Raw genomic sequence first — 25,063 nt, 5'->3', positions numbered from 1 at the left:
ACCAAGGCGGAATCACGCTGAGTGACGTGGTGTGCGCGACAAAGAATGTCCATCGAGTCGAAGAATCGGGCAAAGCCTGGCAAGGTGGCCCCATGGCTGATCGGGGAGCGAGTGCCCTGTCACTCCCGGAGGACTGGCCCGCCCATCCGGACCCGATTCTCGCGCTCAACCGCATGGGCAGCTTCGACTGGGACCTGGACACCGGTCTCTTCCATATGGACGCCCAGGCCTACGAGGTGTTCGACCTGCTTCCCGAGGAGTACGACGGCCGCCCGGAGTCCCTCTCCGTCCGGGTACCGCCGCCGGAGGCGGCCCGGCTCGACGCGGTGGTCGCCCGGGCCATCAAGGACGGCAGCGAGAACTACGGCACCTACTTCCGCATCCGCTGCCGCGACGGCACCTCCCGCTGGACGCACACCCAGGGCTACATCCGGCGCGACGAGTCGGGCCGCCCGCGCCGGGTCGTCGGCATCGTCCGCGACGCCACCCAGGAACTCGCCGACGGCGCGGCCCGAAGCCTGAGGGCGGCCCAGGACGAGGCCCTGCGCCAGCAGACCAACATCGTCCAGGTCATCTCCGCCGCCCTCGCCCACGCCCGCAGCGTCCAGGACGTCATCGACGTCCTCAAGGACGCCCACGGCATCCGGCACCTCGGTGCGGCCAGCCTGGTCATGGGCCTGGTGGAGGCGGGCCGCATCCGGCTCGTCGCAGAGGGCCCGGCCGGCAGCTCCGTCCCCGGCACCCGCATCACCCGGACGGACGAGCCGTACCCGATGAGCGAGGTCGTCCGCACGCTCGCCCCACGGTTCATCGAGTCCCCGGAGGAGTTCGCCGAGGGCTACCCCATCCTCTGGCCGCACCTGACCGATCTGCACATCACCTCGGCCGCCTATCTGCCGCTGATCGCCCAGGCCCGCCCGATCGGCGCCATGGGCCTGCTCTACGACGACCGTCGCGGCTTCTCCACCGAGGAGCGCGCCGTGCTGGTCGCGCTCGGCAGCAGCATCGCGCAGAGCCTCATGCGGGCCATGCTCTACGAGCAGGACAAGGACCTCGCCCAGGGCCTCCAGCAGGCCATGCTGCCCCGCACCATTCCCAGCGTCCGAGGCGCCGACGTCGCCGTCCGCTATCGTTCGGCCGCCCTGGGCCGGGACATCGGCGGCGACTGGTACGACCTGATCCCGCTGCCCGGCGGCCGGGTCGGCGCGGTGATAGGCGACGTCCAGGGCCACGACACCCACGCGGCGGCCGTCATGGGCCAGCTGCGGATCGTGCTGCGCGCCTACGCCGCCGAGGGACACACCCCGGCCACCGTGATGGCCCGCGCCTCCGTCTTCCTCCACGAACTCGACACCGACCGCTTCGCCACCTGCCTGTACGCGGAGGCCGACCTGGCCACCGGCGTCGTCCAGGCGGTCCGCGCCGGCCATATCGATCCCCTGCTCCGGCACGCCGACGGCAGCTGCCGCCGGGTCCCCGTCGAGGGCGGACTCCCGCTCGGCCTGTCCGCCGAGTTCGGCCGCCTCGAATACCCCGTCTCCACCCTCGAACTCGACCCCGGAGACACCCTGCTGCTGTGCACCGACGGACTCGTCGAGCAGCCCGGCACCGACCTCGACGACGGCATGCGCGGCCTCACCACACTCGTCGCGGACGGCCCGGACGACGTCCGCGCCCTCGCCGACCGGCTGATCCGGATGGCCGAGGAGCGGGGCGGCGACGACGACGTGGCCCTGCTCCTGCTGCGCCGCCGCGTCCCGCAGGCCCCGCGGGACGGCGGCCGGCTCCGGCAGCATGTGGCGCCCGGCGACCCGGAGGCGCTCACCCAGGCCCGGCACATGATCCGCGCCGCCGTCCGCGCCTGGGGCGCCCGCGACCGCGCCGACGAGATCGAGCTGGTGGCCGACGAGCTGATCACCAATGCGCTGATACACACCGAGGGCTCGGCGATCGTCACCCTGCGAGCCCTCGACGGCGGCGGCCGCAGGCTCCGCATCGAGGTCGAGGACTCCTCCAGCGCCCTGCCGCGTCGCCGCGAGGCGGGGGAGGACGGTGTCTCGGGGCGCGGGCTGCTCCTCGTGGACCGGCTCGCCGATGTCTGGGGCGTCGAGGCGCGCGGCGGCGGCAAGGCGGTGTGGTGCGAGTTCCGGGTGCCGTAGCGGCCGGACCCTTCCGCAGCGCATGGCGTTGTCGGTGCCGGATGGCACTCTGGACGTATGCCGGAACTGCCCGAGGTAGAAGCGCTGACGGATTTCCTCACCGAGCACCTGGTCGGCCGCCGGGTGGTGCGGGTGATGCCGGTCGCCATCAGCGTCCTGAAGACGTACGACCCTCCGGTCACCGCCCTCGAGGGCGGTGAGGTGACGGCCGTGCACCGGCACGGCAAGTTCCTGGACCTCCAGGCGGACAGCGGGCTGCACCTGGTGACGCACCTGGCCCGCGGGGGCTGGCTGCAGTGGAAGGACCGGCTGCCGGACGGCCCGCCCAAGCCGGGCAAGGGCCCGCTCGCGCTGCGCGTGGCGCTGGAGACCGGCGAGGGCTTCGACCTCACCGAGGCCGGCACCCAGAAACGGCTCGCGGTGTACGTCGTCCGCGACCCTCAGGAGGTCCCGGGCATCGCCCGGCTCGGCCCGGACCCGCTCGCCGGCGACTTCGGCGAGGACCGCTTCGCCGCCCTCCTGAAGGACGAGCGACGCCGGCTGAAGGGCGCGCTGCGCGACCAGTCCCTGCTCGCGGGCGTCGGCAACGCCTACAGTGACGAGATCCTGCACGCCGCGAAGATGTCCCCGTTCAAGCTCGCCGCGTCCCTCACCCCGGAGGAGACCCATCACCTCTACGAGGCGCTGCGCAGCACGCTCAGCGAGGCGGTCGAGCGCTCCCGGGGAGTGGCTGCCGGACGCCTGAAGGCCGAGAAGAAGAGCGGCCTGCGCGTCCACGGCCGCACCGGCGAAGCCTGCCCGGTCTGCGGCGACACCATCCGCGAGGTCTCCTTCAGCGACTCCTCGCTTCAGTACTGCCCCACCTGCCAGACGGGCGGCAAGCCCCTGGCGGACCGCCGGCTGTCCCGGCTGCTGAAGTGAGTTCCTACGGCGCCTTGAGGGTGACCAGGGGTTGGCCGTCCGCCGTGCGGACCTCGTAGCGGGCGATCTGGTCCGGGTGCATCTCGGCCGCGCCGAGCGTCGTGGTGGGCCCGGCACCCCGGCCGGGGTTGGTCCAGCCGGCGGCTATCTGTTGCGTGCCGTCATGGCCGATGGCGACGAGCCGGCAGGCGCGCGGACCCGAGCCGTCCTTGACCTCCAGCCGGAGGTCGCTGCCCCAGTCCTCGTCCTCGGAGGTGACCCGCGCCCACACCCCGGTGTGCGGATCGGTCGCCGCGGTGACGCGGGCGGTCGGCTCCGAGTGGCCGGTGAAGGCGACGATCCCGGGGCCGGCCACGGCCAGCACCACCGAGGCGGCCAGGCCGTACAGCAGTCGGCGACGCCGTGCCCGCCGGCGGTGGGAGATCTCGCCGAGCAGCCGGTCCAGCAACCGGGGGCCCGGCTGTGCCATGGGGTGCACGAAGCGCGGCGTGGCCCGGCGGTAGAGCATCAGCTGCCGGGTCGTGGGCCCGAACTCGGTCACGTGTGCCGCGCACTGAGGGCACTCCATGAGGTGGTCCTCGAAGCGGAAGGCCTCCGCCTCGTCCAGCACGCCGAGCGCGTACGCGCCGACGTCGCGATGCCTTTCCAGGGACCTCATGCCGAATCCTCGTGCCGAAGGGTGGGGGTGGGGTTACTCCTTGCTCCCACCCGTACGCAGCCGACAGCCGAATCACTCAAGCCGTGCACAGAATCCCGGACAAGAGATTCGGAGCGGCCCGGCCCGTGGATTGGTATGAATTCCAGACTGTTCAGAAGAGATGGATCGCGAGATGCCCGAGGGGCAGCCCGAGCCGCCAGGCCGGTGTCCACACCTTCGGCCCGTCGTCCTCACCGAGCACCGTGCCGCCGCCCGGTACCGCGTCCAGATCCGGCGCGAGCAGTTCCGTCTCCTCCAGCCAGCGCCAGGCGTCCGCCGCGAGCGCCAGGTCGGGCGAGGGGGTGCCCGCCGCGGCGTCCCGGGCGGTCAGCTCGGCCAGGCGTTCGCGCACCCAGTCCCGCCACGGCTGGTCGTAGGCGGTCAGCGACAGCCAGTGCTCCAGCTGCGAGATCACCCGGATGCCGGAGAGCTCCCCGTCGGTGTCGGACAGGAAGACGGTCAGTGCCAGCGCGTCCCGGCCGGCCCGGAACTCGAAGGACGTGGGCGGCATCAGATCGCCGGTGCGCAGCAGCTCGTCGGCGATGTACTCGGCGTACAACCACGCCATGGGGACGGTCAGTTCACCGCCACCGGTGCCGTCCGTGCTCTCGTGACCTCTGTGCAGCATCCCTTCCTGCCCTTCCTCCGGTACCTGCGCGTCGTCCGAACCCCCGGGACCCTGTCCCCGCCCGGAACGCGGATGAGGACAGCCCATTGCCCGAACGGGGGCCACAGCAAGGCGCTTTACCGAGGTTTGACCTGACTTCCGGTTTCACCGCAGGTCGGCTGCATAACCCGGAAGGACCCGGCGCAGGGCGCGCAGCCCGTAGTACGCGCGAGACTTCACGGTACCGGGTGGGATTCCCAGGGTTTGTGCCGCTTCCGCCACACTGGCCCCGAGAAAATACACGAGTATCAGAACGTCACGGTGTTCCGGCGTGAGTGTCTTCACAGCCTCCCGGACGTCCAGCATCGCGGCGGCCCGCTCGGCGTGGTCGGTGCTCACCCGGGCGTCCTCCGGAACCGCGTCGCCGACCTCGGGCGGCCGGGCCTGCCGGGCGCGCCGGGCGTCGATCGCGAGCCGCCGGGCGACGGTCAGCAGCCAGGGCCGTACGGAGTCGAAGCCGTCGGCGTGCAGCGCCTCGGGATGCTGCCAGGCGCGCACCAGGGTCTCCTGTACGAGGTCCTCGGCGCGTTGCCGGTCCCCGTCGCAGAGCCTGAGCAGCAGGGCGAACAGGGGCCCGCCGTGCTCGCGCTGGAGCGCGGCCAGCTCGTGCTCGGCGGTCGTCGTCCCGTCGGGCGGTGTCGTCGTCCCCTGGATCAGTGAGGTTCCGGCCGTCATGGCCGTATGGCAGCGCAGGGCGCGGCCGGGGGACAGGGGGTGCACACGGCTCTGCGGCGGACGGTCGATCGCGTCGGCGAACGGTCGGGCAAACGGTCCGGGACGGCACCGGACGGGTTAATGAGACCGCCTGGGCCGTTTACGCGGAGAGTCAGATTCGTACCCATATGCCCGTCATGGCTTTGTCTGTAAATACGAAGATCCTGGGGTGAGCTGATGATCGGACGCAGGCAGCAACTGGCCCTGGCCCTGACCGCCCTCCTCGCGGCGGCGGCCGCCTGCCAGAACCAGGAGCGGCAGGAGTCCAAGCACCCGGGGCCCGCCGCCTCCGCCGCCCGCGGCTTCACCCTCGTCGCCTCCGGCGACGTCCTGCCGCACAACTCCGTGATCGACCGGGCGGACTTCGACACTTCCGGCCCATGCTCTCCGGGGTCGAACCGGTCGTCTCCCAGGCCGATCTGGCGCTGTGTCACATGGACACCGTCTTCGGCGCCGACGGCGACTACTCCGGCTCTCCCACCTTCAAGTCCCCGCCGCAGATCGCCCGGGGCCTCGCCGCGACCGGCTACCACGGCTGCTCCACCGCTTCCAGCCACGCCCTGGACGACGGCGCCCGGGGCATCCGGCGCACCCTCGACGCCATGGACGAGGCGGGCCTCGGACACGCCGGAACCGCCCGCAGCGGGGCCGAGGCCCGTTCGGTCACGATCCTCCGGGCGGGCCCGGCCAGGGTCGCGCACCAGTCCTACACGTTCGGCACCCGCGGCAAGCCGCTGCCGTCCGGACAGCCCTGGGCCGTCAACCTGATCGAGCCGGACCGGATGATCGCCGACGCCCGCGCCGCCCGGCAGGCCGGCGCCGACGTCGTCGTGGTCTCCGTGCACTGGGGCACCGAATGGCGGGAAGAGCCCGACCAGCTCCAGCTCACCCTCGCCCAGCGGCTCACCGCCTCGGCGACGCACAACCGGCCGGACATCGACCTGATCCTCGGCACCCACGCCCACGTCCCGCAGGCGTACGAGAAGGTCAACGGCACCTGGGTGGTCTACGGCATGGGTGACCAGATCGCCGGAGAGATGTACAACGACCAGGGCGTCCAGGACCGGCGCGGCAACGAGTCCACCCTCGGCCGCTTCACCTTCGCGCCGCCGGTCAGGCAGGGAGGCCGCTGGCAGGTCGCCAAGGCCGAGTTCGTCCCGCAGCTGTACGACCTCGACGCCGGCCGGGTCCTCGACCTCAACCGGGCGATCGCCCAGGGCGCCCAACTGGAGAACGTCCGCGACCGGATCAAGGACGTGGTCCTCAGCCGCGGAGCCGCCGATGACGGCCTGGTCATGGGGGAGTGATCACTCGGCGGGCTGCCGCGGGGCGAGCGCCGAGCGCCGGTAGGAGTAGCCGAAGTAGATCACGCACCCGATGGCGAACCACACCGCGAACCGCACCCAGGTCTGCCACTGCAGGAACGTGATCAGCCAGACCGAGAAGACGACACCGAGCGCGGGTACGAACGGCATCCCGGGCGTGCGGAAGGTGCGCGGCAGCTCGGGCTGCCGGTAGCGCAGCACGATCACCGCCGCGCACACCACCACGAACGCCAGCAGGATGCCGATGTTGGTGAGTTCCGCCGCCTGCCCGATCGGGACGAACCCGGCGATCGCGGCCGACGCCACCCCCACGATCCAGGTAACTCGGGTCGGCACGTGCCGCGTCGGATGCGTCTTGGCGAACCACGTGGGCAGCAGCCCGTCACGGGACATCGAGAACCACACCCGGGTCACGCCCAGCATGAACGTGAACATCACCGTGAGGATGCCGATGATCGCACCCACGGCGATCACGTCCGCGAGCGCGTTCAGCCCCACCGACTTGAACGCCGTGGAGAAGCCGCTCTCCGGGTCGATCTGCTTGTAGTTCTGCATGCCCGTCAGCACCAGGCAGGCCGCCACGTACAGCACCATGGAGATGGCCAGCGAGTAGAGGATCGCCTTCGGCATGTGCCGCTGCGCGTCCTTCGACTCCTCCGCCGCCGTCGACATCGCGTCGTAGCCGAACACCGCGAAGAACACCGTCGCCGCACCGGTGAACGCCCCGCTGACGCCGAACGGGAAGAACGGGTGATAGTTCGCCGTGCTGATGTGGAACACGCCCACCCCGATCACCACCAGCACCACCAGCACCTTCAGTGCCACCACGAACGTCTCGAAGCGGGCCGCGGCGCGGATACCCAGGTTCAGCAGCCAGGCGATCAGCAGGCACAGTACGGCCGCGAACAGATCGACCCGGTGGCCCGCACCGGTGCCGGGCGCGCCCAGCATCCAGTCGGGCAGGTTCGCGCCCATCGCCTCGACCAGGAAGCCGAAGTAACCGGAGATGCCGATGGCCACCACGGCCACGATGGCCGTGTACTCCAGCAGCAGGTCCCAGCCGATGAACCAGCCGGCGAACTCGCCGAGCACCGCGTAGCCGTACGTGTACGCCGAACCGGCCTTCGGGATCAGTCCCGCGAACTCGGCGTACGACAGGGCCGCACAGGCGCTCGCGAGACCGGCGATCAGGAACGACACCAGCACCGCGGGCCCGGCGGTGCCGTTGGCCACCGTGCCGGCCAGCGTGAAGATGCCCGCGCCGATGATGCCGCCCACGCCGATCGCGGTGAGCTGCCAGAGTCCCAGCGACCTGTCCAGGCGGGTGCCCTCGCCGAGCTCTGTCTCGTCGATGTGTTCAATGGGTTTGCGGCGGAGAATCCCCTCACCCGTACCGAGTCTGGCCACGCGCCTCACCTCTTCACCGACGGCAAACGGCTGACGGCGGATCATGATGTCTCAGGCGCGCCCCGGACGGAAGACGCCACGCACAGCCCAGGCCGGTGTCCACGTACGGGACGCGGGACGGGCCGGCGACCGGGCGGTGAGGTGGGTGCGCAGGGCGGCGAGCCCGGGATGGGCGTTGGCCGCGTCCCACACCAGCGAGTGGGGATACACCGGCGTCGGATCGGTGAGCGGGATCCGCCGCAGATCGTGCTCGGCGGGCCAGACGAGCCGGGTGCGCTCGCCGACGAAGGTGGCTAGCGAGGCCGAGTCCGCGACCGCGTCCAGGAGCGCCTCGGTGCCGAAGTTCGGGCCCACGGAGTCGATGGTCAGCCCGAACCCGGCGGCCAGGGCGGCGTAGTAGGCGGCCCACTCGGTGCCGTCCACGATGCCCGGCATCCAGATCCGGTGCCCGGCGAGCTGCGCCGGCGTCACCGAGCGGGCCCCGGCGAGCGCGTGCCCGGGCCCGGTCAGCAACTGCAACGGCTCGTCCAGGACCGGGTCCGCCGCCAGCCCATCGGGAAGCCGCCGGCCGGGCATGGTGACCGCGCGGAAGGTCGCGTCGATGGTGCCGGAGCGCACGGCGGCCACGGCCATGTCCGCGTCAAAGAGGGTCACGACGTCCAGGTCCGTGCCGGGACGCGCCTCGTGGAACTCCCGCAGCAGGGCCGCGGGAGCCAGCCATGGCCCGATCACGTCGACGCGCAGTGCGCGCCGTCCCGGCCGCACCGAGGCCGCGGCCCGCTCCTCGGCCAGCAGCAGCTCCCGCGCGTGCGGCAGGAACGCCTGCCCGTCGATGGTCGGCTCCGCCCCGCGCGCCGTCCGGTTGAACAGCCGTACCCCGAGGTCCCTCTCCAGGGCCGCGATCCGCTTGGAGACGGCCTGCTGGGTGATGCCCAGGACGGCCGAGGCGACCTGGAACTGCCCACTGTCCGCCACGGCGACGAAGGTGCGCACGGCCTTGAGGTCCACGCCGTCAGCCTATCCCCGTACAACCGATGGTTGTGGCTGGCGCCCCTGCGGTTGTTTGCTCCCGGCCGGGCCTGCTGGTTTACATGTCCCGGGTCAACGAGAGGTCGGGGATGAAGCTGGGGCGTCGCTTCGGATGGCTGTGGGCCGCGTACGGCGTCAGCACCTTCGGTACCTGGCTCGCCTTCGACGCCTTCTCGCTGATCGCCGTCCTCGTGCTGCACGCCGGATCCGCGGAGGTGTCGCTGCTCGCCTCCGCCGGAGTGGCCGTCGGCGCGGTGGCCACCGTACCCCTCGGGCCCTGGGTGGAATTCCGCCGCAAGCGCCCGGTGATGATCACGGCGGACCTCGTGCGCTGTGCCTCGCTGCTCACGCTTCCGGCCGCCTATGCGCTCGGACTGCTCGGCTTCGGGCAGCTGCTGGCCGTGTCCATGGTGGTCGCGGCGGCCGACATCACCTTCACCGCCGCTTCCGGCGCCTACCTCAAGGCCCTCGTGCCGTCCTCGGGACTGCTCACCGCCACCAGCCGGTTCGAGTCCACGAACTGGACCGCCCTCGTGCTCGGACCCCCACTCGGCGGAGCCGCGGTCGGCCTGCTCGGACCGATGACCGCGGTGGCCGCGGACGCCGTCAGCTATCTGCTCTCAGCCCTCGGCATCCGCGCCATCGGCGGGGACGAGCCGCACCCGGAGCGGACCGCCGCGCCTCGTGCCGGCGACCTCCTCGACGGCTGGCGGCACCTCCTCACCAGCCCCGCCCTGCGCCCGTTGTTCCTCAACGTGGTGCTGGTCAACGGTCTGGTCATGGCCACCTCGCCGGTGCTCTCGGTCCTCATGCTCGGCCCGCTCGGCTTCGCGCCCTGGCAGTACGGCCTCGCCTTCGCGCTGCCCTGCCTCGGCGGACTGCTCGGCTCCCGGCTGGCCCGCCCGCTCGCCACCCGGCACGGCCGCCGCCGGGTCCTGCTCACCGCCGGCACACTGCGCGCGATCTGGCCGCTCGGACTCGCCTTCGTCCGCCCCGGCGTCCCCGGCCTGCTGCTGGTGATGGCGGTCGAGGCCGGCCTGATCACCTGCGCGGGGGTGTTCAACCCCGTCCTCGCCACCGAGCGCCTCGACCTGACCCCGACAGACCGGGTGGCCCGTACCCTCGCCGCCTGGTCGGTCACCGGCAAGGCCGTCACCGCCACCCTGACCGCCCTGTGGGGCCTGCTGGCGGCCCTCACCGGCCCGCGCACCGCGCTCGCGCTGGCCGGAGCGCTGCTGCTGGCGACCCCGCTGCTCCTGCGCCGCCCTACGGAACGACCGTCACCGGCCAGCGCCCAGCCTTCACCAGCCGGACCGCCACCGAGCCGATGATCCGGTGCCCGGCCTGCTCGGAGGCGCCCACCACCACCGCGTCCGCCTCGAGTTCGTCGGCCGCCTTCACCAGGCCGTTGTAAGGGTCGCCGCGGAAGGTATGGAACTCCCACCGCAGCTCGAACAAGCCCTTGAGCCGCTCCGCCGCCTCCCGGATCTGCGCGATCAGGTCCTCGGCGATCTCGTCGGCCGTCTCCGCCACCGGCGCACCGAGCGCCGCCCCGGCCGCGAGCACCGGCTGCACGTACACCACGGCCAGCAGCGCGTGCTGCCGCCGGGCCAGGCCGCCCGCGTAGGCGGCGGCACGCAGCGAGGAGTCGGAGCCGTCCACCCCGACCAGGATGACCTTCGGCCCGTCCGTCCCCCGCTCGAACCGATGGAAATGCCGCCCGTGCTGTTCCGTCACGGCCGTGAGGCTATCGGAGCCGGTGGTTCCAGCCGCGATGCGGGGGCCGCCCGCCGCATCCCGCGCCCGGCACCCGGCACCGTCTCGACGGGCGGACCGCCCGGCCGCTTCCTACAGTCGGAACCATGACTGCCACCGCGGAGCCCGCCGAACGGAGGGACGCCACGGCACCTGTACGCCCTCCCGCCGGCGGGCGCCTCGGCTGGGTACCAGAGGCCTTCGCGGCGCTCTTCGCCGCGCTCGGCCTGCTGTGCGCCCTGCTCGCGTTCATCGCCCCGCTGCGCCGCCTGCTCCGACCGGCCGTCCGCGCCCTCGACCTGCTCCTGGTCCCGATCAGCGCCAACCTCGCCTACGCCGTCTTCCTCTTCCTGCTGGCCGGCGCCACAGCGGCCCGCAAGAAGATCGCCTGGTGGCTGGTCGTCGTCTACCTCGGCCTGCTCGTCCTCGACGACATCCTCGGCGTGGCCCTCGGCCCGTACGCCGAGTCGCTGCCGTCCCTGGCGCTGTGCGCGCTACTGCTGCTCCTGCTCGTCGTGGCCCGCGGGGAGTTCTACGCCGCCTCCCGTCGCGGAGCCGTACGGCGGGCGCTGGGCGTGCTGCTGGCGGGTCTCACCGTGGCGATCCTGCTGGGCTGGGGCCTGGTCTCGCTGTTCCCCGGCTCCCTGCCCGAGGGCCGGCACCTGGCCTGGGCGGCCGACCGGGCGTGCGGCGGGCTCGTCTCGGACAGTTCCTTCGACGGCCGGCCGCCGCGCGAGGTCACCTTCCTGCTCGGCCTGCTCGGCGCGATCGCGCTGCTGAACGCAGCCGCCACGCTGTTCCGGTCCCAGCGCCTGGAGGCCGCCCTGCACGGCGACGAGGAGGCCCGCATCCGCGCCCTCCTCGCGGCCTACGGCGAACGGGACTCCCTCGGCTACTTCGCCACCCGCCGCGACAAGGCCGTCGTCTTCTCGCCCAGCGGCAAGGCCGCCGTCACCTACCGTGTCGAGGCCGGGGTGTGCCTGGCCGGCGGCGACCCCGTGGGCGACCCGGAGGCCTGGCCGCACGCCATCGGGGCCTGGCTGGACGTGGCCCGCCGCCACGCCTGGGCGGCCGCGGTGATGGGCGCCTCCGAGGACGGTGCCCGCGCCTGCGCCCGCGCCGGCCTCGGCGCCCTGCACATCGGTGACGAAGCGATCGTGCACGTCGCCTCCTTCGACCTGAAGGGCCGGGACATGCGCGTCACCCGGCAGGCCGTGCACCGGGTCCGCCGCACCGGTGCCACCTGCCGCATCCGCCGCCACGCCACCCTCACCGAACGGGAGATGGAGGAGATCGTCGACAAGGCCGACGCCTGGCGCGACACCGAGACCGAACGCGGCTTCTCCATGGCCCTGGACCGGCTCGGTGACCCCGCCGACGGCGACTGCCTGCTCGTGGAGGCCCTCGGTGAGGACGGCCGGCTCCTCGCGCTGCTCTCCTTCGTCCCCTGGGGCCGCGACGGCGTCTCCCTGGACCTGATGCGCCGTGACCGCGCCGCCCCCAACGGAGTCATGGAGTTCATGGTGGCCGAACTGTGCGCCGCGGCCCCCAGACTGCGGGTGCGCAGAGTCTCCCTGAACTTCGCCGTCTTCCGGTCCGTCTTCGAGGAAGGCGCCCGCATCGGCGCCGGTCCCGTCCTGCGGCTCTGGCGCCGCCTGCTGCTGTTCATCTCCCGCTGGTGGCAACTGGAGGCGCTGTACCGCTCCAACGCCAAGTACCACCCCGAGTGGTACCCGCGCTTCATCTGCTACGGCGACACCGCCTCCCTGGCCCGCATCGGCCTCGCCTCCGGCATCGCCGAAGGCTTCGTGTCCGTACCCTCGTTGCACAAACTCTGGGGAAAGGGGCACCCGAAGACCGGGCAGCGGCCCGCCACCACGGAAGGGCTGCCGTCCCTGACGGCGCTCGGCCTCGACGGAGGGGACCAGGCCGGGCCCGCCGCCCCGGACGCGGGCCTGCCCGACCAGGTCCGCGTCCGGCACCGCACGCTCGACCGGCTGCGCGCCACCGGCACCGACCCCTACCCCGTCGGCGTCCCCGCCCCCACCCACGCCCTCGCCGACGTACCGCCCGACGAGGACGTCACCGTGGCCGGACGCGTCATGCTGGTCCGCGACTTCGGCGGCATCGTCTTCGCCATGCTGCGGGACTGGTCCGGCGACCACCAGATCGCCCTCACCCGCGACGGCGCCGGCACCGCCCTGGACCGCTTCACCGCGGACACCGACATCGGCGACCACATCACCGCCACCGGCCACTCGCGGCTGAGCGACAAGGGCGAACCCACCGTCTTCGTCACCTCCTGGCAGCTCACCGGCAAATGCCTGCGCCCTCCCCCGAGCTTTCGGCTTCACTCAATCAGCGGGGACCCCCGTCCCGGCGCGCGGCGCGGCCTCACCGACCCCGAGGCCAAGGTCCGCCGCCGCTACCTCGACCTCGCCACCAGCCCCGACGCCCGCGCCGTGCTCCGCGCCCGCTCCGCCGCCGTACAGGCCCTCCGCCAGGGCCTGCTGGAGCGCGGTTACCTCGAGGTCGAGACCCCGATGCTCCAGCAGATCCACGGCGGCGCCAACGCCCGCCCCTTCACCACCCACATCAACGCCTACGACCTCGACCTGTATCTGCGGATCGCCCCCGAGCTGTACCTGAAGCGGCTGTGCGTCGGCGGCCTGGAGAAGGTCTTCGAGCTGGGCCGCACGTTCCGCAACGAGGGCGTCTCCTACAAGCACAACCCCGAGTTCACGATGCTGGAGGCCTACCAGGCCCACGCCGACTACGACGTCATGCTCGACCTCGTCCGCGAGCTGATCCAGGGGGCGGCGACCGCCGCCTTCGGCTCCCCGGTGGCCCGCAAGGGCGGCGAGGAGTACGACATCTCCGGGAAGTGGCCGGTCAAGACCGTCTACGGCGCGATCTCCGAGGCGCTGGGGGAGGAGATCGGTCCCGGCGCCGAACTGCTGCGGCTGCACCGGCTGTGCGACCGCGCGGGCGTGCCGTACACCGCCGACGACGGGCCCGGTGACGTCGTGCTGGAGATGTACGAGCGGCTCGTCGAGGAGCGGACCCGGCTGCCCACCTTCTACAAGGACTTCCCGACCGACGTCTCCCCGCTCACCCGGCAGCACCGCACCGACCCGCGGCTCGCCGAACGCTGGGACCTCGTCGCCTTCGGCACCGAACTCGGCACCGCCTACTCGGAGCTGACCGACCCCGTCGAACAGCGCCGGCGGCTCACCGAGCAGTCGCTGCTGGCCGCCGGCGGCGACCCGGAGGCCATGGAGCTGGACGAGGACTTTCTGGAGGCCCTCGAATACGCCATGCCCCCGACCGGCGGACTCGGCGTCGGAGTCGACCGGCTGGTCATGTTCCTCACCGGCCTGACGATCCGCGAGACGCTGCCGTTCCCACTCGTGCGCCGCCGCTGAAACCTTCTCCGACTCCGCCGTTCGGGTGCATTCACGCCGCCGCACCGGTGCCGTTGCGGTGCGCCGGAGCCTGACGGGGCGACTGATGAGTCATGCAGAAGGATCAGTTGTTCACGCGGCGCCGGATGCTCCTCGCCGGCGCCGCAGCCGTGGGAGCCGCGGGCACCGCCGGAGTCATCCTGGCAGGCGACGAGGAGACCGCACGGACCGCCGCCCCCGTCGCCGGTCCGCAGGCCCGCCAGGCGCTCAAGTCCTCCGCCTTCCGGCTCCAGCCGCTCACCGGATACGGACCCCCACGCGCCGCGCCCCGGAAGCTCAAGGTGCGCGAGGCACCCATCCTGCGGGTCTCCGGGCGCGGCCGGCGCATGGTGCTGACCTTCGACGACGGCCCCCACCCGGAGTACACCCCGCACATCCTGGACACCCTCGCCAAGTACGACGTCCGGGCGATGTTCTTCGTGTGCGGCGAGATGGCCGTCGACAACAAGGACCTGCTGGCCCGTATGGCCGACGAGGGCCACGTCGTCGGCAACCACACCTGGACCCATCCGCTGCTGACGACCCTCGACCGCGGGGAGATCCGCTCCGAGATGGAGCGCACCACCGAGGTCATCGAGGACGCCTACGGCGAGCGCCCCCAGTGGTTCCGCGCACCCTACGGCGCCTGGAACAGGGCCGCCTTCCAACTGGGCGCCGAGATGGGGATGGAGCCGATGGCCTGGACCGTCGACACCACGGACTGGGAGGAGCCCGGCACGAGCACCATCGTCGACATCGTGGAGAGCGGTGCCGCCCCCGGGGTCGTGGTGCTCTCCCACGACGCCGGAGGCGACCGTTCGCAAACCGTCCGGGCGATCCGTGAATGGCTGCCCTATCTGATCGACTCCGGATACCACCTCACCGTGCCGCGCCGCCGTGTATGACCAGGCTCTCGCCCGCCCGGTCACGCGCTCAGGCGACCGTGGTCAGGCGGGCGAAGGCGACGACATTGCCGTCGTAGCCGTTCTGCTTCGAGAAACCGCCACCACAGGTGATGACCCGGAGTTCGGGAGTTCCCTTCGAGCCGTACACCCGGTCGCCGGGGAAATTGCTCTTCTCGAAGACCTCGACCCCGTAGATCTCGAACACCGCGGTCTTTCCGTCCTTGCGCAGGATCTCGACCCGGTTCCCCTTCTTCAGGGCCCCGAGGCCGTAGAACACGGCGGGGCCCTTCGTGTTGTCGACGTGGCCGACGACGACGGCGGTGCCCTTCTCGCCGGGGGAGACCGCACCGGTGAACCAGCCCGCCAGGTTGGGGTCCTCCGGCGGTGGCGCGCCGACCCAGCCGTTCGCGTCCAGCCCCACCGGCATGACCGGGGCGTCGACCTGGATCGCGGGGATCCGGACCCGGTCGACGGCGGAGAACGGCAGCGAGGCGGGCGCGGCGGCGGGGACGGTGTCAGGGGTGGCGCGGCTGTCCGGTGCCGCCGCCGACGCCGGCTGCGGGGGGCCGACGTCGAACTCCCCCGAACCATTCCGAATGAGCGCCAGGCCGGTCAGCAGAACAAGCGCTATCACGCCCCAGGGGGCACGCTTCTTCCGCCGCTCCTCCTCTTCGGCAAGCTCGGAAAGCTCGGACGCCAACATTCGTCATCCCCTCTCTACGCGGCCGTCACCACGTCCGTCGCGCATGGGAAAACGCTAAGTCCCGCGCGCGCGACGGGCGACGGGGCAACCGGCGAACGGGTGGCCCGTCGCTTTCCCGGTGCGCCATCCGAGTTGCAGCCTTCAGGAATTTTCTGACGGTCCGTGACCTGCGGCAATATCCGATTGTGTGGTTTTCGTTCGGCGTGTTGCCTCACCAGGACGGACCATTCTCAACATGCGGGCGTGTTCCGGGCGTCTGAGGGTCTTCCCGGGAGGTGTTTTCTCGCCGATCGACCGGGGACGGGACCCGGGCGCCTCCCGCGGAGGATCACATGCGAAACCAACGTGCCCTGGCGGCCGCGTGCACCGCGGTCGCCGTGTTCGGGCTCGCCGCCCCCGTGGCCGTCGCGGACGGCATGGGCAACGGGGGCGGGCCGAGCAACACCGACACCACCGTCATCGTCCCGGGCACCGGCGCCATCACCGGCAACGGCAACTGGAACGGGGCCGGGAACGGCTTCGGCAACGGCAACGGGAACGGGAACGGCTTCGGGAACGGCAACGGGAACGGCTTCGGGAACGGGAACGGGAACGGCTTCGGGAACGGCAACGGGAACGGCTTCGGGAACGGCAACGGCCACGGGAACGGCTTCGGCAACGGGAACGGCTTCGGGAACGGAAACGGGAACGGCTTCGGAAACGGGAACGGGAACGGAAACGGAAACGGCTTCGGGAACGGCAACGGGAACGGCTTCGGGAACGGAAACGGCCGCGGGAACGGAAACGGGAACGGCTTCGGGAACGGGAACGGCTTCGGGAACGGAAACGGCCGCGGGAACGGCTTCGGCAACGGGAACGGCAACGGGAACGGCAACGGGAACGGGAACGGGAACGGGAACGGGAACGGCCGGGGCAACGACAACTTCGGCCGCGGGGACAACTTCGGGGGGCGCGGGGACGGCTTCGGCGGTGGCGACGGCCTCGGGGGCCGGGGCAACGACAACTTCGGCGGCCGGGGCGGCGACGGCAATCCGCGCAACATCGTCGCCACGCCCAGTGTGATCGCCGCCGGGGGCCGGCTCACCGTCACCGTGGACGGTTGCCGAGGCGGCGCGATGACCTCCCGTGCCTTCCGCACCGCCCCGCTGACGCCGTTCCGCGGTGACACCGCGCGGGGCGTCGTCACCGTCGACCGCGACGCCCGGCCCGGCCGGTACGACATCACCGTCCGCTGCGACGGCCGTACGCTGACCCGTCCGGCGGCCTTCACCGTGCTCGGCGGTGTGCAGGGCGGCCTCGGCGGCAGCAAGTCCAGTGGCGCGACGCCCGCGGACATGGCCATCGGCGGTGGCCTGGTGACCATGGCCGTGATCGGCGGCGGCGCCTTCTGGCTGCGCCGCAGGCACGAGAAGCGCGTCTGAGCCCGTTGCGGCCGCCCCTACGGCACAGCGCGGCACTCGTTCACAAGGCCCCGCCCCGGTACCTCGTGGGAACCGGGGCCGAGGCCTGCCGTCACGTGCGCCGCCCAGGCGGGAACGTCTCCTTCGCCGCCGCGATCACCCGGTGACGTTCGGGAACAGTTTCAGAAACGGCTCCGCGGTCACCGCGATGCCCCGGCTGTAGGGGGCGTCGAGGTCCCAGATGAGAAACAGCATGAAGGCGATGGTCGCGGAGAAGAGCCCGGCCAGGACCAACTCGCGTTTCGTCCGCCGGATCTGCAGCGCGAACACCATGCCGATGGTGATCACCGCGCCTGCGAGCAGCCCCCACCACACCACCGGCGGCATGGTGGGCTCCGTGGAGTCGGCGCGCGCGTTGCGGGCCTGGTCGGCGGCGGCCGTCTGGTCCAGCAGCGGCTGGTAGGCCTGCGCCTCGAAGTCGCTCCTGGGCTGGTAGTCGGTGACGTCCTGCCGGACCCTCCGCAGCAGTTCGGTGCCGCGGTCGGTGACGCTCTCGTCGTGCGCCATCGTCTTCCACTCCGTATGCACGACGTAGCCGGCATAGGCGTCGACATCGTCGCGGACGCGGTCACGGATGTCCGGCGGGTAGACCCGGACCCGCTCCCAGATCTCGTGCAGCGCCTGGGCCTCGGACTGCACGTGGTCCTGGGCGGAGCTGCGGGCCTCCCACACACCCGCGATGGCCAGACCCAGGACGATGGCGTACACGACGCCGATCCACATCGTCATGTACTCGATGACATCCGGGGTCTCGCTGGGGTCCTCGTCCTCGGGAGCCCTCTTGTGCCGTACCACGGTGACGATCACCACCACCGCACACGCCCCCAGCATCGCGAGGACGAGAACAAGCCAATCCGACAACAGGTGCCTCCAGAAGTGAGCGGGCCGGCGCGTCAGCGCGGGCGCAGCGCCGCCACGGCGACGATCGCGGGAACGGTGATGAGCAGGACGTAGGTGACCGGCGTGGTGTGGCCGGGTGCGTGGTGGCTGACCGGGTGGGGGTGGTACGCCGGGTAGCTCACCGGGGCCACCGACGGCCGCGGGGTCGGCTTTGGCGTCGGCTGGGGCTTGGGTGCCGGCGGTGGCGGAGGGGGCGTGGGCGTCGGCCGGGGTGCCGGGGGAGCCGGGGCGGGCCGGGCGGGCGGCTGCGGCATGGGGGTGGGTTTCGGCGTCGGCTTCGGTGTCGGCCGCGGCGTCGGCGTCGGCGTCGGTGGTGGTGGCGGTGGCGGTGGTGGTGGTGGTGGCGGTGGCGGTGGCGTGGGAGTCGGGGTCGGCGTCGGGGTGGGCGTGGGCGGGCACGGCGGCGGGGTCGGCTCCGGGCAGGGCGGGGATGCGGGTACCCCGTGCCCGACCGCGGTCGAGGGCTCGGGGGAGAGCCAGGGGTGGCCGCCGGCGTAGGCCACCGCCACCGTGCCGTCCGGGCCCGTCGAGGCGGACGCGCAGGCGTCGGCCGACGCGCTGCCGACCGGGCAGCCCACCAGAGCCCAGGTCAGCGTCAGCAGGGCCAACGCCCTTGTGGCACGCGCGCATCGGGTCACTTCGGGTCCATGCACGACGAAGATCATGGGGTGGGAAACGTGGTCGTACGCCGCAGTGCGCCGGGATTGCTCCGAAGGGAGGACATGGTGCGATCAAGGGTTTGATACGCCGAAGACGCCGACCGGCCTGTTGCGTACGCCCGTACGAGTCTCCGCCGGCGGCACGTGCCACAGCATCCGGAAAGAAAATCCCGAAGAACTTCCCGTTCCGTTGAACGCTGCGGCCCCTCCGCCGCGTACCCATGACCGTGCGGCGGCGCAGCAAGGCGCTGCAGGGCTCGCTGCAATATTCAGGCGATAATGGGGAGTTGACGATGAAGACCTCCTGGCGGACCGCCTCACTGGTGGCCACAGCCGCTTCGGTGCTGGCGCTGACGACGGCGTGCGGTCAGGACAACGCCGGTGCTCCCGCGTCGTCGGCCCAGAACGTGGGGGCCACGGCGCCGGCGGGCGACTACGGCAATCCGGGCACCGGAACCGCGACCGGCGCGGGCAACGGTTACGGCGCCGACGGCAACCAGAGTTCCAGCTCCCCGACCCAGGCCGCCCCCGCGGGCAAGCTGGCCGTGGCCTCCAATCCCGACCTCGGCAATGTGCTGACCGACGGTTCCGGCCTCACCCTGTACCGGTTCGACAAGGACACCGCCAATCCGCCCAAGTCGAACTGCGACGGCGACTGCGCCACCACCTGGCCGCCGGTGCCCGCCGACGACGCCACCGCCGGCGGCGGCATCGACAAGGCGCTGCTCGGCGAGGTCACCCGTGCCGATGGCAGCAAGCAGCTCACCGTCGGCGGCTGGCCCGCCTACCGCTACGCCAAGGACGTCAACGCCGGTGACGTCAACGGCCAGGGCGTTGGCGGCAAGTGGTTCGCGCTCGCCCCCAACGGCAAGAAGGCCGCCCTGTCCTCCCTGCCGGGACTTTCCGTCCGCAAGGACCCCAAGCTCGGTGACATCGTCGTCGACAAGAACGGCAGGACGGTCTACCGCTTCATGAAGGACGAGGCCTGGCCGAAATCCGTCTCCAACTGCACCGGCGCGTGCCTGGAGAAGTGGCCGGCCGTCGGCCCGGTCAGCGCCGACGACACCGAGGGCGTGAAGAAGAAGGGGCTCATGCCCTTCACCCGGCCCGACGGAGAGAAGCAGATGACGGTCAACTGCTGGCCGATCTACACCTTCTCCGGTGACAAGGCTCCCGGGGACACCAACGGTCAGGGCGTGGGCGGCACCTGGTACGCCGTCTCGCCCGACGGCAAGCCGGTCGGCGCGCCGGGCAACTAGATCACCTCCCCAGGGTCGATCGCCCCGCCCGACCGGCGCGCGACCGAAGGTCCGCCCCCTCCGCACCGCACGGAGGGGGCGGATCGTTGTATGGGTGGTACGCCGTCCGGTGCCGGCACAGCCGTCACACAGCGGGGTCATACGGGCACTTGCCGCAGGCAGTGACCGGGAACGGATGGTCAATTTCCGTTTCAGGTCGCTCCTTTGGCAGGCGATCAGTAGCCTCTGCTCGAACACCGGATCGCCTACGCCTGTCGCTTACGCCTTGGAGAGATACATGGAGCGTCCTGCCTGGGCCCCACGGAGCATCGACATCTCGGTGCCCAGCGTCTCGCGGATCTACGACTACTACCTGGGCGGTTCGCACAACTTCGAGGTCGACCGGGAAGCGGCCCGCAAGGCCATGGAGTTCCTGCCGGGCCTGCCGAAGATCATGCAGGCCAACCGGGCGTTCATGCGCCGGGCCGTCCGTTTCGCGGCCGGGGAGGGCATCACCCAGTTCCTCGACATCGGCTCCGGCATCCCCGCCTTCGGCAATGTGCACGAGGTGGCCCAGGCGGTCGCACCCGGCGCCCATGTCGTCTACGTCGACCGCGACCCGGTCGCCGTCGCGCACAGCCAGGCGGTCCTGGCGGGCAACGACCACGCGGACGTGGTCGCCGCGGATCTGTGCAAGCCGCAGGAGATCCTCGCAAGCCCCCAACTGGAGAGGCTTATCGACCTGAATCGGCCAGTGGCCCTCCTCCTCGTTGCCATACTTCACTTCGTGGAAGACGCGGACGACCCGTACAGTGCGGTGGCCGAGCTGCGCGAGGCGCTCGCGCCCGGCAGCCTGCTGATCCTCACCCATGCCTCGTACGAGGGAATCCCGGTGCCTGCCGAGCGGGCCGAGGGCGCGGTGGACGTGTACAAGGACATTCGCAACCCGTTGATCATGCGCTCGCGTGACGAGATCGCACGGTTCTTCGAGGGGTACGACATGGTGGAACCCGGACTGGTGCCGATGCCGCACTGGCGCCCGGAGTCGGCGCCGGAGGACGAGGATCCGTTCGCCTTCTCCGGATTCGCCGGCGTGGGGCGTACGGCGTGAGCGCGGAGCCGGACGGGCCGGAGGACAGACTGCGCCGGCTGACGACGATCTGGAGCCGGGCGGTCTTCCCGGTGACCTCGACGTCGCTCACCCGCGCGGAGTTCGAAGAGCGGCTCCTGCCACTCGCACACCGGTTGAGCGAGCTGCTGCGGGCGCACGGGTTCGACGCGGACGGCGCGAGGGCGGTCGGTGCCGCGCTGGTCGACGCGCACTGCACCGACCCCGAGGCCCTCACCCGCACCCTGGACTGCGTCGACGCCTACCTGGCCCTGTACTGCGGCGAGGACCGCCCCCAGGACGAACTGCGCTTGCGCGCCTCGCGGTTGCAGCACGCGATGGCCGCCGGGTACGCGCAAGCCCTGCGTGAGCGCACGCTTGCCGAACAACAGGCCATCGCACAGGCCGCGTTGCGGGCCCAGGGTGTGGTGGCGCAGGCGCTGCACGCCAGCGAGGCCCGCTTCCGCGCGGTCTTCGAAGGCGCGGCCATAGGAATCGGCATCGCCGACCTCGAGGGCAACGTCCTCCAGGTCAACAAGGCACTGCTGCGCATGTTCGGGCTCCCCGAGCAGTCCCTGCGCGGCCGCCTGGTGCCGGACTGGACCCACCCCGAGGACGCTCCGCAGACCTGGAAGCTGTACGAGGAACTCGTCCGCGGCGAGCGCGAGCACTACCACACGGAGAAGGCGTTCAACCGCCCCGACGGCACGGTCCTGTGGACCAATCTGACGGTGTCCCTGCTGCGCGACGCCGACGGCAATCCGCAGTACCAGCTCGCCCTCATGGAGGACACCACCGAGCGCCGTCTGCTCAACCTGCGTCTGCGCTACGAGGCCACGCACGACGCGCTCACCGGACTTCCCAACCGCACTCTGTTCTTCGAGCGCCTGGAGAAGGCCCTGAGCGCCGGCGAGGGCCAGCGTTTCGGACTGTGCTACCTCGACCTGGACGGCTTCAAGACCATCAACGACAGCCTCGGCCACGCGGCCGGCGACCGGCTGCTGGTGGAGGTCGCCGACCGGCTGCAGTCCTGCGCGACCGCGCCCGGCGAGATGGTCGCCCGGCTCGGCGGCGACGAGTTCGTGGCGCTGACCACCGGGCCGGGCACCGAACGCAAGGTGGACGAACTCGCCGAGCGGATCATGAACGCGCTGGTCACCCCGATCAGCATCGACGGCCGCGACCTCATGGTCCGCGGCAGCCTCGGCATCGTCGAGGGCCCGGCGGGCGAGCGCACCGCGGCGGAGGTCCTGCGCAGCGCCGACATCACGATGTACCGGGCCAAGTCGGCGGGCGGCAACCGCTCGGAACTGGCCGATCCGGAGGCCGACGCCCGCGCGATCACCCGCCACGGTCTGACCACGGCCCTGCCCACCGCCCTGGAACGCGGCGAGTTCTTCATCGAGTACCAGCCGCTCGTCCACCTCGGCGACGGCAGTGTGCGCGGCGCCGAGGCCCTGGTCCGCTGGCTGCACCCGCAGCACGGTGTCCTCGGCCCCGACCGGTTCATCCCGCTCGCCGAGCACACGGGCCTGATCGTCCCGCTGGGCCGCTGGGTCCTGGAGGAATCCATCCGCCAGGCCCGCGCATGGCGAGAACGGCACGGCGATGGGACGGCCGCCGGCCCGCTGCGCATCAACGTCAACCTGTCGCCCGTCCAGCTCAGCCACTCCGGTCTGGTGCAGGACACCGTCGACATCCTCGAACGCGCGGGCGTCGCGCCGGACGCCCTGTGTCTGGAGGTCACCGAGTCCGCGCTGATCGGCGCCGACGACGATCTGCTCAAACCGCTGCGCCGGCTGGCCGAGATGGGCGTCGACATCGCACTGGACGACTTCGGCACCGGATACTCGAATCTGGCGAACCTCCGCCGCCTGCCGGTGAGCGTCCTCAAGCTGGATCGCTCCTTCACCCAGGGCATGCAGCAGTTCCCCGCCGATCCGGTCGATCTGAAGATCGTCGAGGGGATCGTCTCCCTCGCCCACAGCCTCGACCTCGCGGTCACCGTGGAGGGCGTGGAGACCGGCGCCCAGGCCGAGCAGTTGCGGGTCCTGGGCTGCGACACGGCGCAGGGCTGGTACTACGCACGACCGGGACCACCGGAACGGCTGCACAACCTGGCTCTGGCCGACGCGACGGGCTGAGCAGGGAGTGCCCTCTCGATGGGGAGGGGGCGCAGAGAATGCCTGAAAGGGTGCGGGGCTGCATGGACATACGGCTTCGCCGCGTGGGCGCGAGACGCACCCGTACTCCCGCGGCGCTACCGTGGCAGTCGCGGCCGGGCACAACCTGCCCTCACCGCTCGAGCAACATCCGCTGCAACTCCCGAGCCGCGCGAGGCGGAGCCACATCGCTGCGGTGAGCCAACGCGATCGTCCGATGCAACCCCGGCCGAGCCAGCGGAGTGACCCGCAGACCTCGCCCGGCCCGGGTGGCGACCATCCGCGGCACCACGGCCATGCCCAGCCCGGCTCGTACAAACCCCAGCACCGCGTCCATCTCGCCCCCCTCCACAGCGAAATCCGGCTCGAACCCAGCGGAGCGACACGCGGCCACCGTCAGCTCGCGCAGGTCGTAGCCGTGCCGGAACATCACCAGGCGCTCACCCTCCAGATCGCCGATGTCGACCACCCGGCCGTCCTCTCCCGGTGCCGGCACCTCCGGCGAGGACACCACCACGAGGTCCTCCCGCAGCAGCTCCACCGTGGTCAGCGCGGGCGCGGGCGTCGGCAGCGGCAGCACGATCAGGGCCAGGTCGAGCGCGCCGCGGGCCAGCTCCCGCACCAGGTCGTGCGAGCCGCCCTCCTCGATCAGCAGCTGGATGCCGGGATAGCGGTCGTGGAAGGCGCGCAGTACGTCCGGCAGCAGCCCCGTGCACAGGCTCGGCGTCGCCCCGAGCCGTACCCGTCCCCGGCGCAGCTGCACCAGCTCCTGCACCTCGTGCCGGGCCGTGTCCGCGTCCGCCAGGATGCGCCGGGCCAGCGGCAGCAGCGCCTCGCCCGCGTCGGTCAACGTGATGTTGCCCCGGGCCCGCAGGAACAGATCCGCGCCCAGCTCCCGCTCCAGCGCCTTGATCTGCTGTGACAGCGACGGCTGGGCGACATGGACCTGCTCGGCGGCCCGGGTGAAGTGCCGGGCCTCGGCGACGGCCACGAAGTACTGGAGCTGCTGGAACTGCACCCTCTCAGGATAGCCCCAGCCTATGGAAACAAGCCGGACCATGTCTTGGACCGATCGGGTCCTTCGGCCCTAGCGTGCTGTTCCATGGCTCTGGCAACGCGGACGGACCGACGGCCGTCCATGGCGCGCACGATGTGGGACTCCTCCGTCGGCAAGAAGACGGTGATGGCCGTCAGCGGCGTGGTCATGCTGCTGTATCTGGTCGCGCACGTCATCGGCAACCTGAAGATCTTCTTCGGCGCGGGGGAGTTCAACCACTACGCGCACTGGCTGCGCACGGTCGGCGAACCATTCATGCACTACGAGTGGACGCTCTGGCTCATCCGGATCGTCCTCGTCGTCGCCGTGGTCGCCCACGCCACGTCCGCCTACCAGCTCAGCCGCCGCGACATCAGGGCACGGCCCAGCAAGTACGTGCACAGCAAGCCCAGGGCGAGCTACGCGACCCGCACCATGCGCTGGGGCGGGATCGTCCTCGGCCTGTTCATCGTCTGGCACATCCTGGACCTGACCACCGGGACCGTGCACGCGGACGGCTTCCAGGAGGGGCACCCCTACCAGAACGTCGTGGACACCTTCTCCACCTGGTACGGCAACGTCGTCTACATCGCCGCGATGCTCGCGCTCGGACTGCACATCCGGCACGGCTTCTGGAGCGCCGCCCAGACCCTCGGCGTCGGCAGCCGCACCCGCGACCGCTCCCTGAAGGTCATCGCCGACGTCCTCGCACTACTGCTCACGGCCGGCTTCATCGCCGTACCCGTGGGCGTCATGACCGGAGTGGTGAGCTGAC

Annotated in this window: 21 protein-coding genes and 1 pseudogene; 12 read left to right on the top strand and 10 right to left on the bottom strand. The window is 71.5% G+C overall.

Annotation, left to right across the window (positions count from 1 at the left end):
* Window positions 1–92: 92 nt before the first annotated feature.
* Entirely contained in the window at window positions 93–2,159 is a 2,067-nt protein-coding gene (locus tag ABZ079_RS13570) for a SpoIIE family protein phosphatase (protein ID WP_356939586.1), read from the top strand.
* Between the two features lie 57 nt (window positions 2,160–2,216).
* Window positions 2,217–3,080, top strand: a complete 864-nt coding sequence (locus ABZ079_RS13565) for a DNA-formamidopyrimidine glycosylase family protein (protein ID WP_356939585.1) — start codon at window positions 2,217–2,219, stop codon at window positions 3,078–3,080.
* Window positions 3,081–3,084: 4 nt separating this feature from the next.
* On the opposite strand, the gene ABZ079_RS13560 is transcribed toward ABZ079_RS13565, so the two are convergent.
* From ABZ079_RS13560 to ABZ079_RS13550, 3 genes are all read right to left on the bottom strand, one after another.
* Complete coding sequence (locus ABZ079_RS13560; RefSeq protein WP_356939584.1) at window positions 3,085–3,738, bottom strand: zf-HC2 domain-containing protein; 654 nt, start codon at window positions 3,736–3,738, stop codon at window positions 3,085–3,087.
* A 151-nt stretch (window positions 3,739–3,889) separates the two neighbouring features.
* Window positions 3,890–4,405: a hypothetical protein gene (locus ABZ079_RS13555; protein ID WP_356939583.1), complete on the bottom strand. Its 516-nt coding sequence runs from the start codon at window positions 4,403–4,405 to the stop codon at window positions 3,890–3,892.
* Window positions 4,406–4,549: 144 nt separating this feature from the next.
* Window positions 4,550–5,119 (bottom strand): sigma-70 family RNA polymerase sigma factor, encoded by a 570-nt coding sequence (locus ABZ079_RS13550; RefSeq protein ID WP_356939582.1) that lies wholly within the window; start codon window positions 5,117–5,119, stop codon window positions 4,550–4,552.
* A 216-nt stretch (window positions 5,120–5,335) separates the two neighbouring features.
* Here ABZ079_RS13550 and ABZ079_RS13545 point away from each other — a divergent pair.
* A pseudogene (locus tag ABZ079_RS13545) lies at window positions 5,336–6,465 on the top strand (CapA family protein).
* On the opposite strand, the gene ABZ079_RS13540 reads toward ABZ079_RS13545, so the two are convergent.
* Window positions 6,466–7,890, bottom strand: a complete 1,425-nt coding sequence (locus tag ABZ079_RS13540) for an amino acid permease (protein WP_356939581.1) — start codon at window positions 7,888–7,890, stop codon at window positions 6,466–6,468.
* 51 nt (window positions 7,891–7,941) lie between these two features.
* A complete protein-coding gene (locus tag ABZ079_RS13535) occupies window positions 7,942–8,898 on the bottom strand; it encodes a LysR family transcriptional regulator (RefSeq protein ID WP_356939580.1) in 957 nt (318 codons plus the stop codon).
* Window positions 8,899–9,008: 110 nt separating this feature from the next.
* Here ABZ079_RS13535 and ABZ079_RS13530 point away from each other — a divergent pair, with 110 nt between their 5' ends.
* The gene (locus ABZ079_RS13530; protein ID WP_356939579.1) at window positions 9,009–10,250 is read left to right on the top strand and encodes an MFS transporter; all 1,242 of its coding nucleotides are present in this window, start codon (window positions 9,009–9,011) and stop codon (window positions 10,248–10,250) included.
* On the opposite strand, the gene ABZ079_RS13525 is transcribed toward ABZ079_RS13530, so the two are convergent.
* Window positions 10,186–10,656 carry a universal stress protein gene (locus tag ABZ079_RS13525; RefSeq protein WP_356939578.1) on the bottom strand — a complete coding sequence of 157 codons (471 nt, stop codon included), beginning with the start codon at window positions 10,654–10,656 and terminating at the stop codon, window positions 10,186–10,188. The genes ABZ079_RS13530 and ABZ079_RS13525 overlap by 65 nt on opposite strands.
* A 125-nt stretch (window positions 10,657–10,781) precedes the next feature.
* On the opposite strand from ABZ079_RS13525, the gene lysX reads away from it, so the two are divergent.
* The gene (gene lysX, locus ABZ079_RS13520; protein WP_356939577.1) at window positions 10,782–14,099 is read left to right on the top strand and encodes a bifunctional lysylphosphatidylglycerol synthetase/lysine--tRNA ligase LysX; all 3,318 of its coding nucleotides are present in this window, start codon (window positions 10,782–10,784) and stop codon (window positions 14,097–14,099) included.
* Window positions 14,100–14,191: 92 nt separating this feature from the next.
* The gene (locus tag ABZ079_RS13515; RefSeq protein ID WP_356939576.1) at window positions 14,192–15,022 is read left to right on the top strand and encodes a polysaccharide deacetylase family protein; all 831 of its coding nucleotides are present in this window, start codon (window positions 14,192–14,194) and stop codon (window positions 15,020–15,022) included.
* 28 nt (window positions 15,023–15,050) lie between these two features.
* On the opposite strand, the gene ABZ079_RS13510 is transcribed toward ABZ079_RS13515, so the two are convergent.
* Window positions 15,051–15,725 carry a class F sortase gene (locus ABZ079_RS13510; RefSeq protein ID WP_356939575.1) on the bottom strand — a complete coding sequence of 225 codons (675 nt, stop codon included), beginning with the start codon at window positions 15,723–15,725 and terminating at the stop codon, window positions 15,051–15,053.
* A 332-nt stretch (window positions 15,726–16,057) separates the two neighbouring features.
* Here ABZ079_RS13510 and ABZ079_RS13505 point away from each other — a divergent pair, with 332 nt between their 5' ends.
* Complete coding sequence (locus ABZ079_RS13505; RefSeq protein WP_356939574.1) at window positions 16,058–17,146, top strand: hypothetical protein; 1,089 nt, start codon at window positions 16,058–16,060, stop codon at window positions 17,144–17,146.
* 135 nt (window positions 17,147–17,281) lie between these two features.
* Here the strand turns inward: ABZ079_RS13505 and ABZ079_RS13500 are convergent, their stop codons facing one another.
* Both ABZ079_RS13500 and ABZ079_RS13495 read right to left on the bottom strand, forming a co-directional pair.
* Entirely contained in the window at window positions 17,282–18,046 is a 765-nt protein-coding gene (locus ABZ079_RS13500; protein ID WP_356939573.1) for a hypothetical protein, read from the bottom strand.
* Between the two features lie 32 nt (window positions 18,047–18,078).
* Window positions 18,079–18,207, bottom strand: a complete 129-nt coding sequence (locus ABZ079_RS13495) for a hypothetical protein (RefSeq protein WP_356939572.1) — start codon at window positions 18,205–18,207, stop codon at window positions 18,079–18,081.
* A gap of 73 nt (window positions 18,208–18,280) precedes the next feature.
* Between ABZ079_RS13495 and ABZ079_RS13490 the strand changes: the two genes are divergently transcribed.
* From ABZ079_RS13490 to ABZ079_RS13475, 4 genes are all read left to right on the top strand, one after another.
* Entirely contained in the window at window positions 18,281–18,583 is a 303-nt protein-coding gene (locus ABZ079_RS13490) for a hypothetical protein (protein WP_356939571.1), read from the top strand.
* 454 nt (window positions 18,584–19,037) lie between these two features.
* Window positions 19,038–20,003 (top strand): SCO0930 family lipoprotein, encoded by a 966-nt coding sequence (locus ABZ079_RS13485; protein WP_356939754.1) that lies wholly within the window; start codon window positions 19,038–19,040, stop codon window positions 20,001–20,003.
* Window positions 20,004–20,280: 277 nt separating this feature from the next.
* Entirely contained in the window at window positions 20,281–21,093 is an 813-nt protein-coding gene (locus tag ABZ079_RS13480; RefSeq protein ID WP_356939570.1) for an SAM-dependent methyltransferase, read from the top strand.
* Window positions 21,090–23,234: an EAL domain-containing protein gene (locus ABZ079_RS13475; protein ID WP_356939569.1), complete on the top strand. Its 2,145-nt coding sequence runs from the start codon at window positions 21,090–21,092 to the stop codon at window positions 23,232–23,234. Before ABZ079_RS13480 ends, ABZ079_RS13475 begins: the two co-directional genes overlap by 4 nt.
* A gap of 151 nt (window positions 23,235–23,385) precedes the next feature.
* Here the strand turns inward: ABZ079_RS13475 and ABZ079_RS13470 are convergent, their stop codons facing one another.
* Window positions 23,386–24,270, bottom strand: coding sequence for a LysR substrate-binding domain-containing protein (locus tag ABZ079_RS13470; RefSeq protein WP_356939568.1), 885 nt, complete (start codon window positions 24,268–24,270; stop codon window positions 23,386–23,388).
* Between the two features lie 120 nt (window positions 24,271–24,390).
* Between ABZ079_RS13470 and ABZ079_RS13465 the strand changes: the two genes are divergently transcribed.
* Window positions 24,391–25,062, top strand: a complete 672-nt coding sequence (locus ABZ079_RS13465) for a succinate dehydrogenase (protein ID WP_356939753.1) — start codon at window positions 24,391–24,393, stop codon at window positions 25,060–25,062.
* Window position 25,063: the final 1 nt, after the last annotated feature.

This window comes from Streptomyces sp. NPDC006314, from assembly GCF_040613075.1.
Lineage (GTDB): Bacteria > Actinomycetota > Actinomycetes > Streptomycetales > Streptomycetaceae > Streptomyces.
The sequence above is the reverse complement of the archived record's forward strand: the minus strand, read 5'-3'. Positions and strand labels throughout refer to the sequence as shown.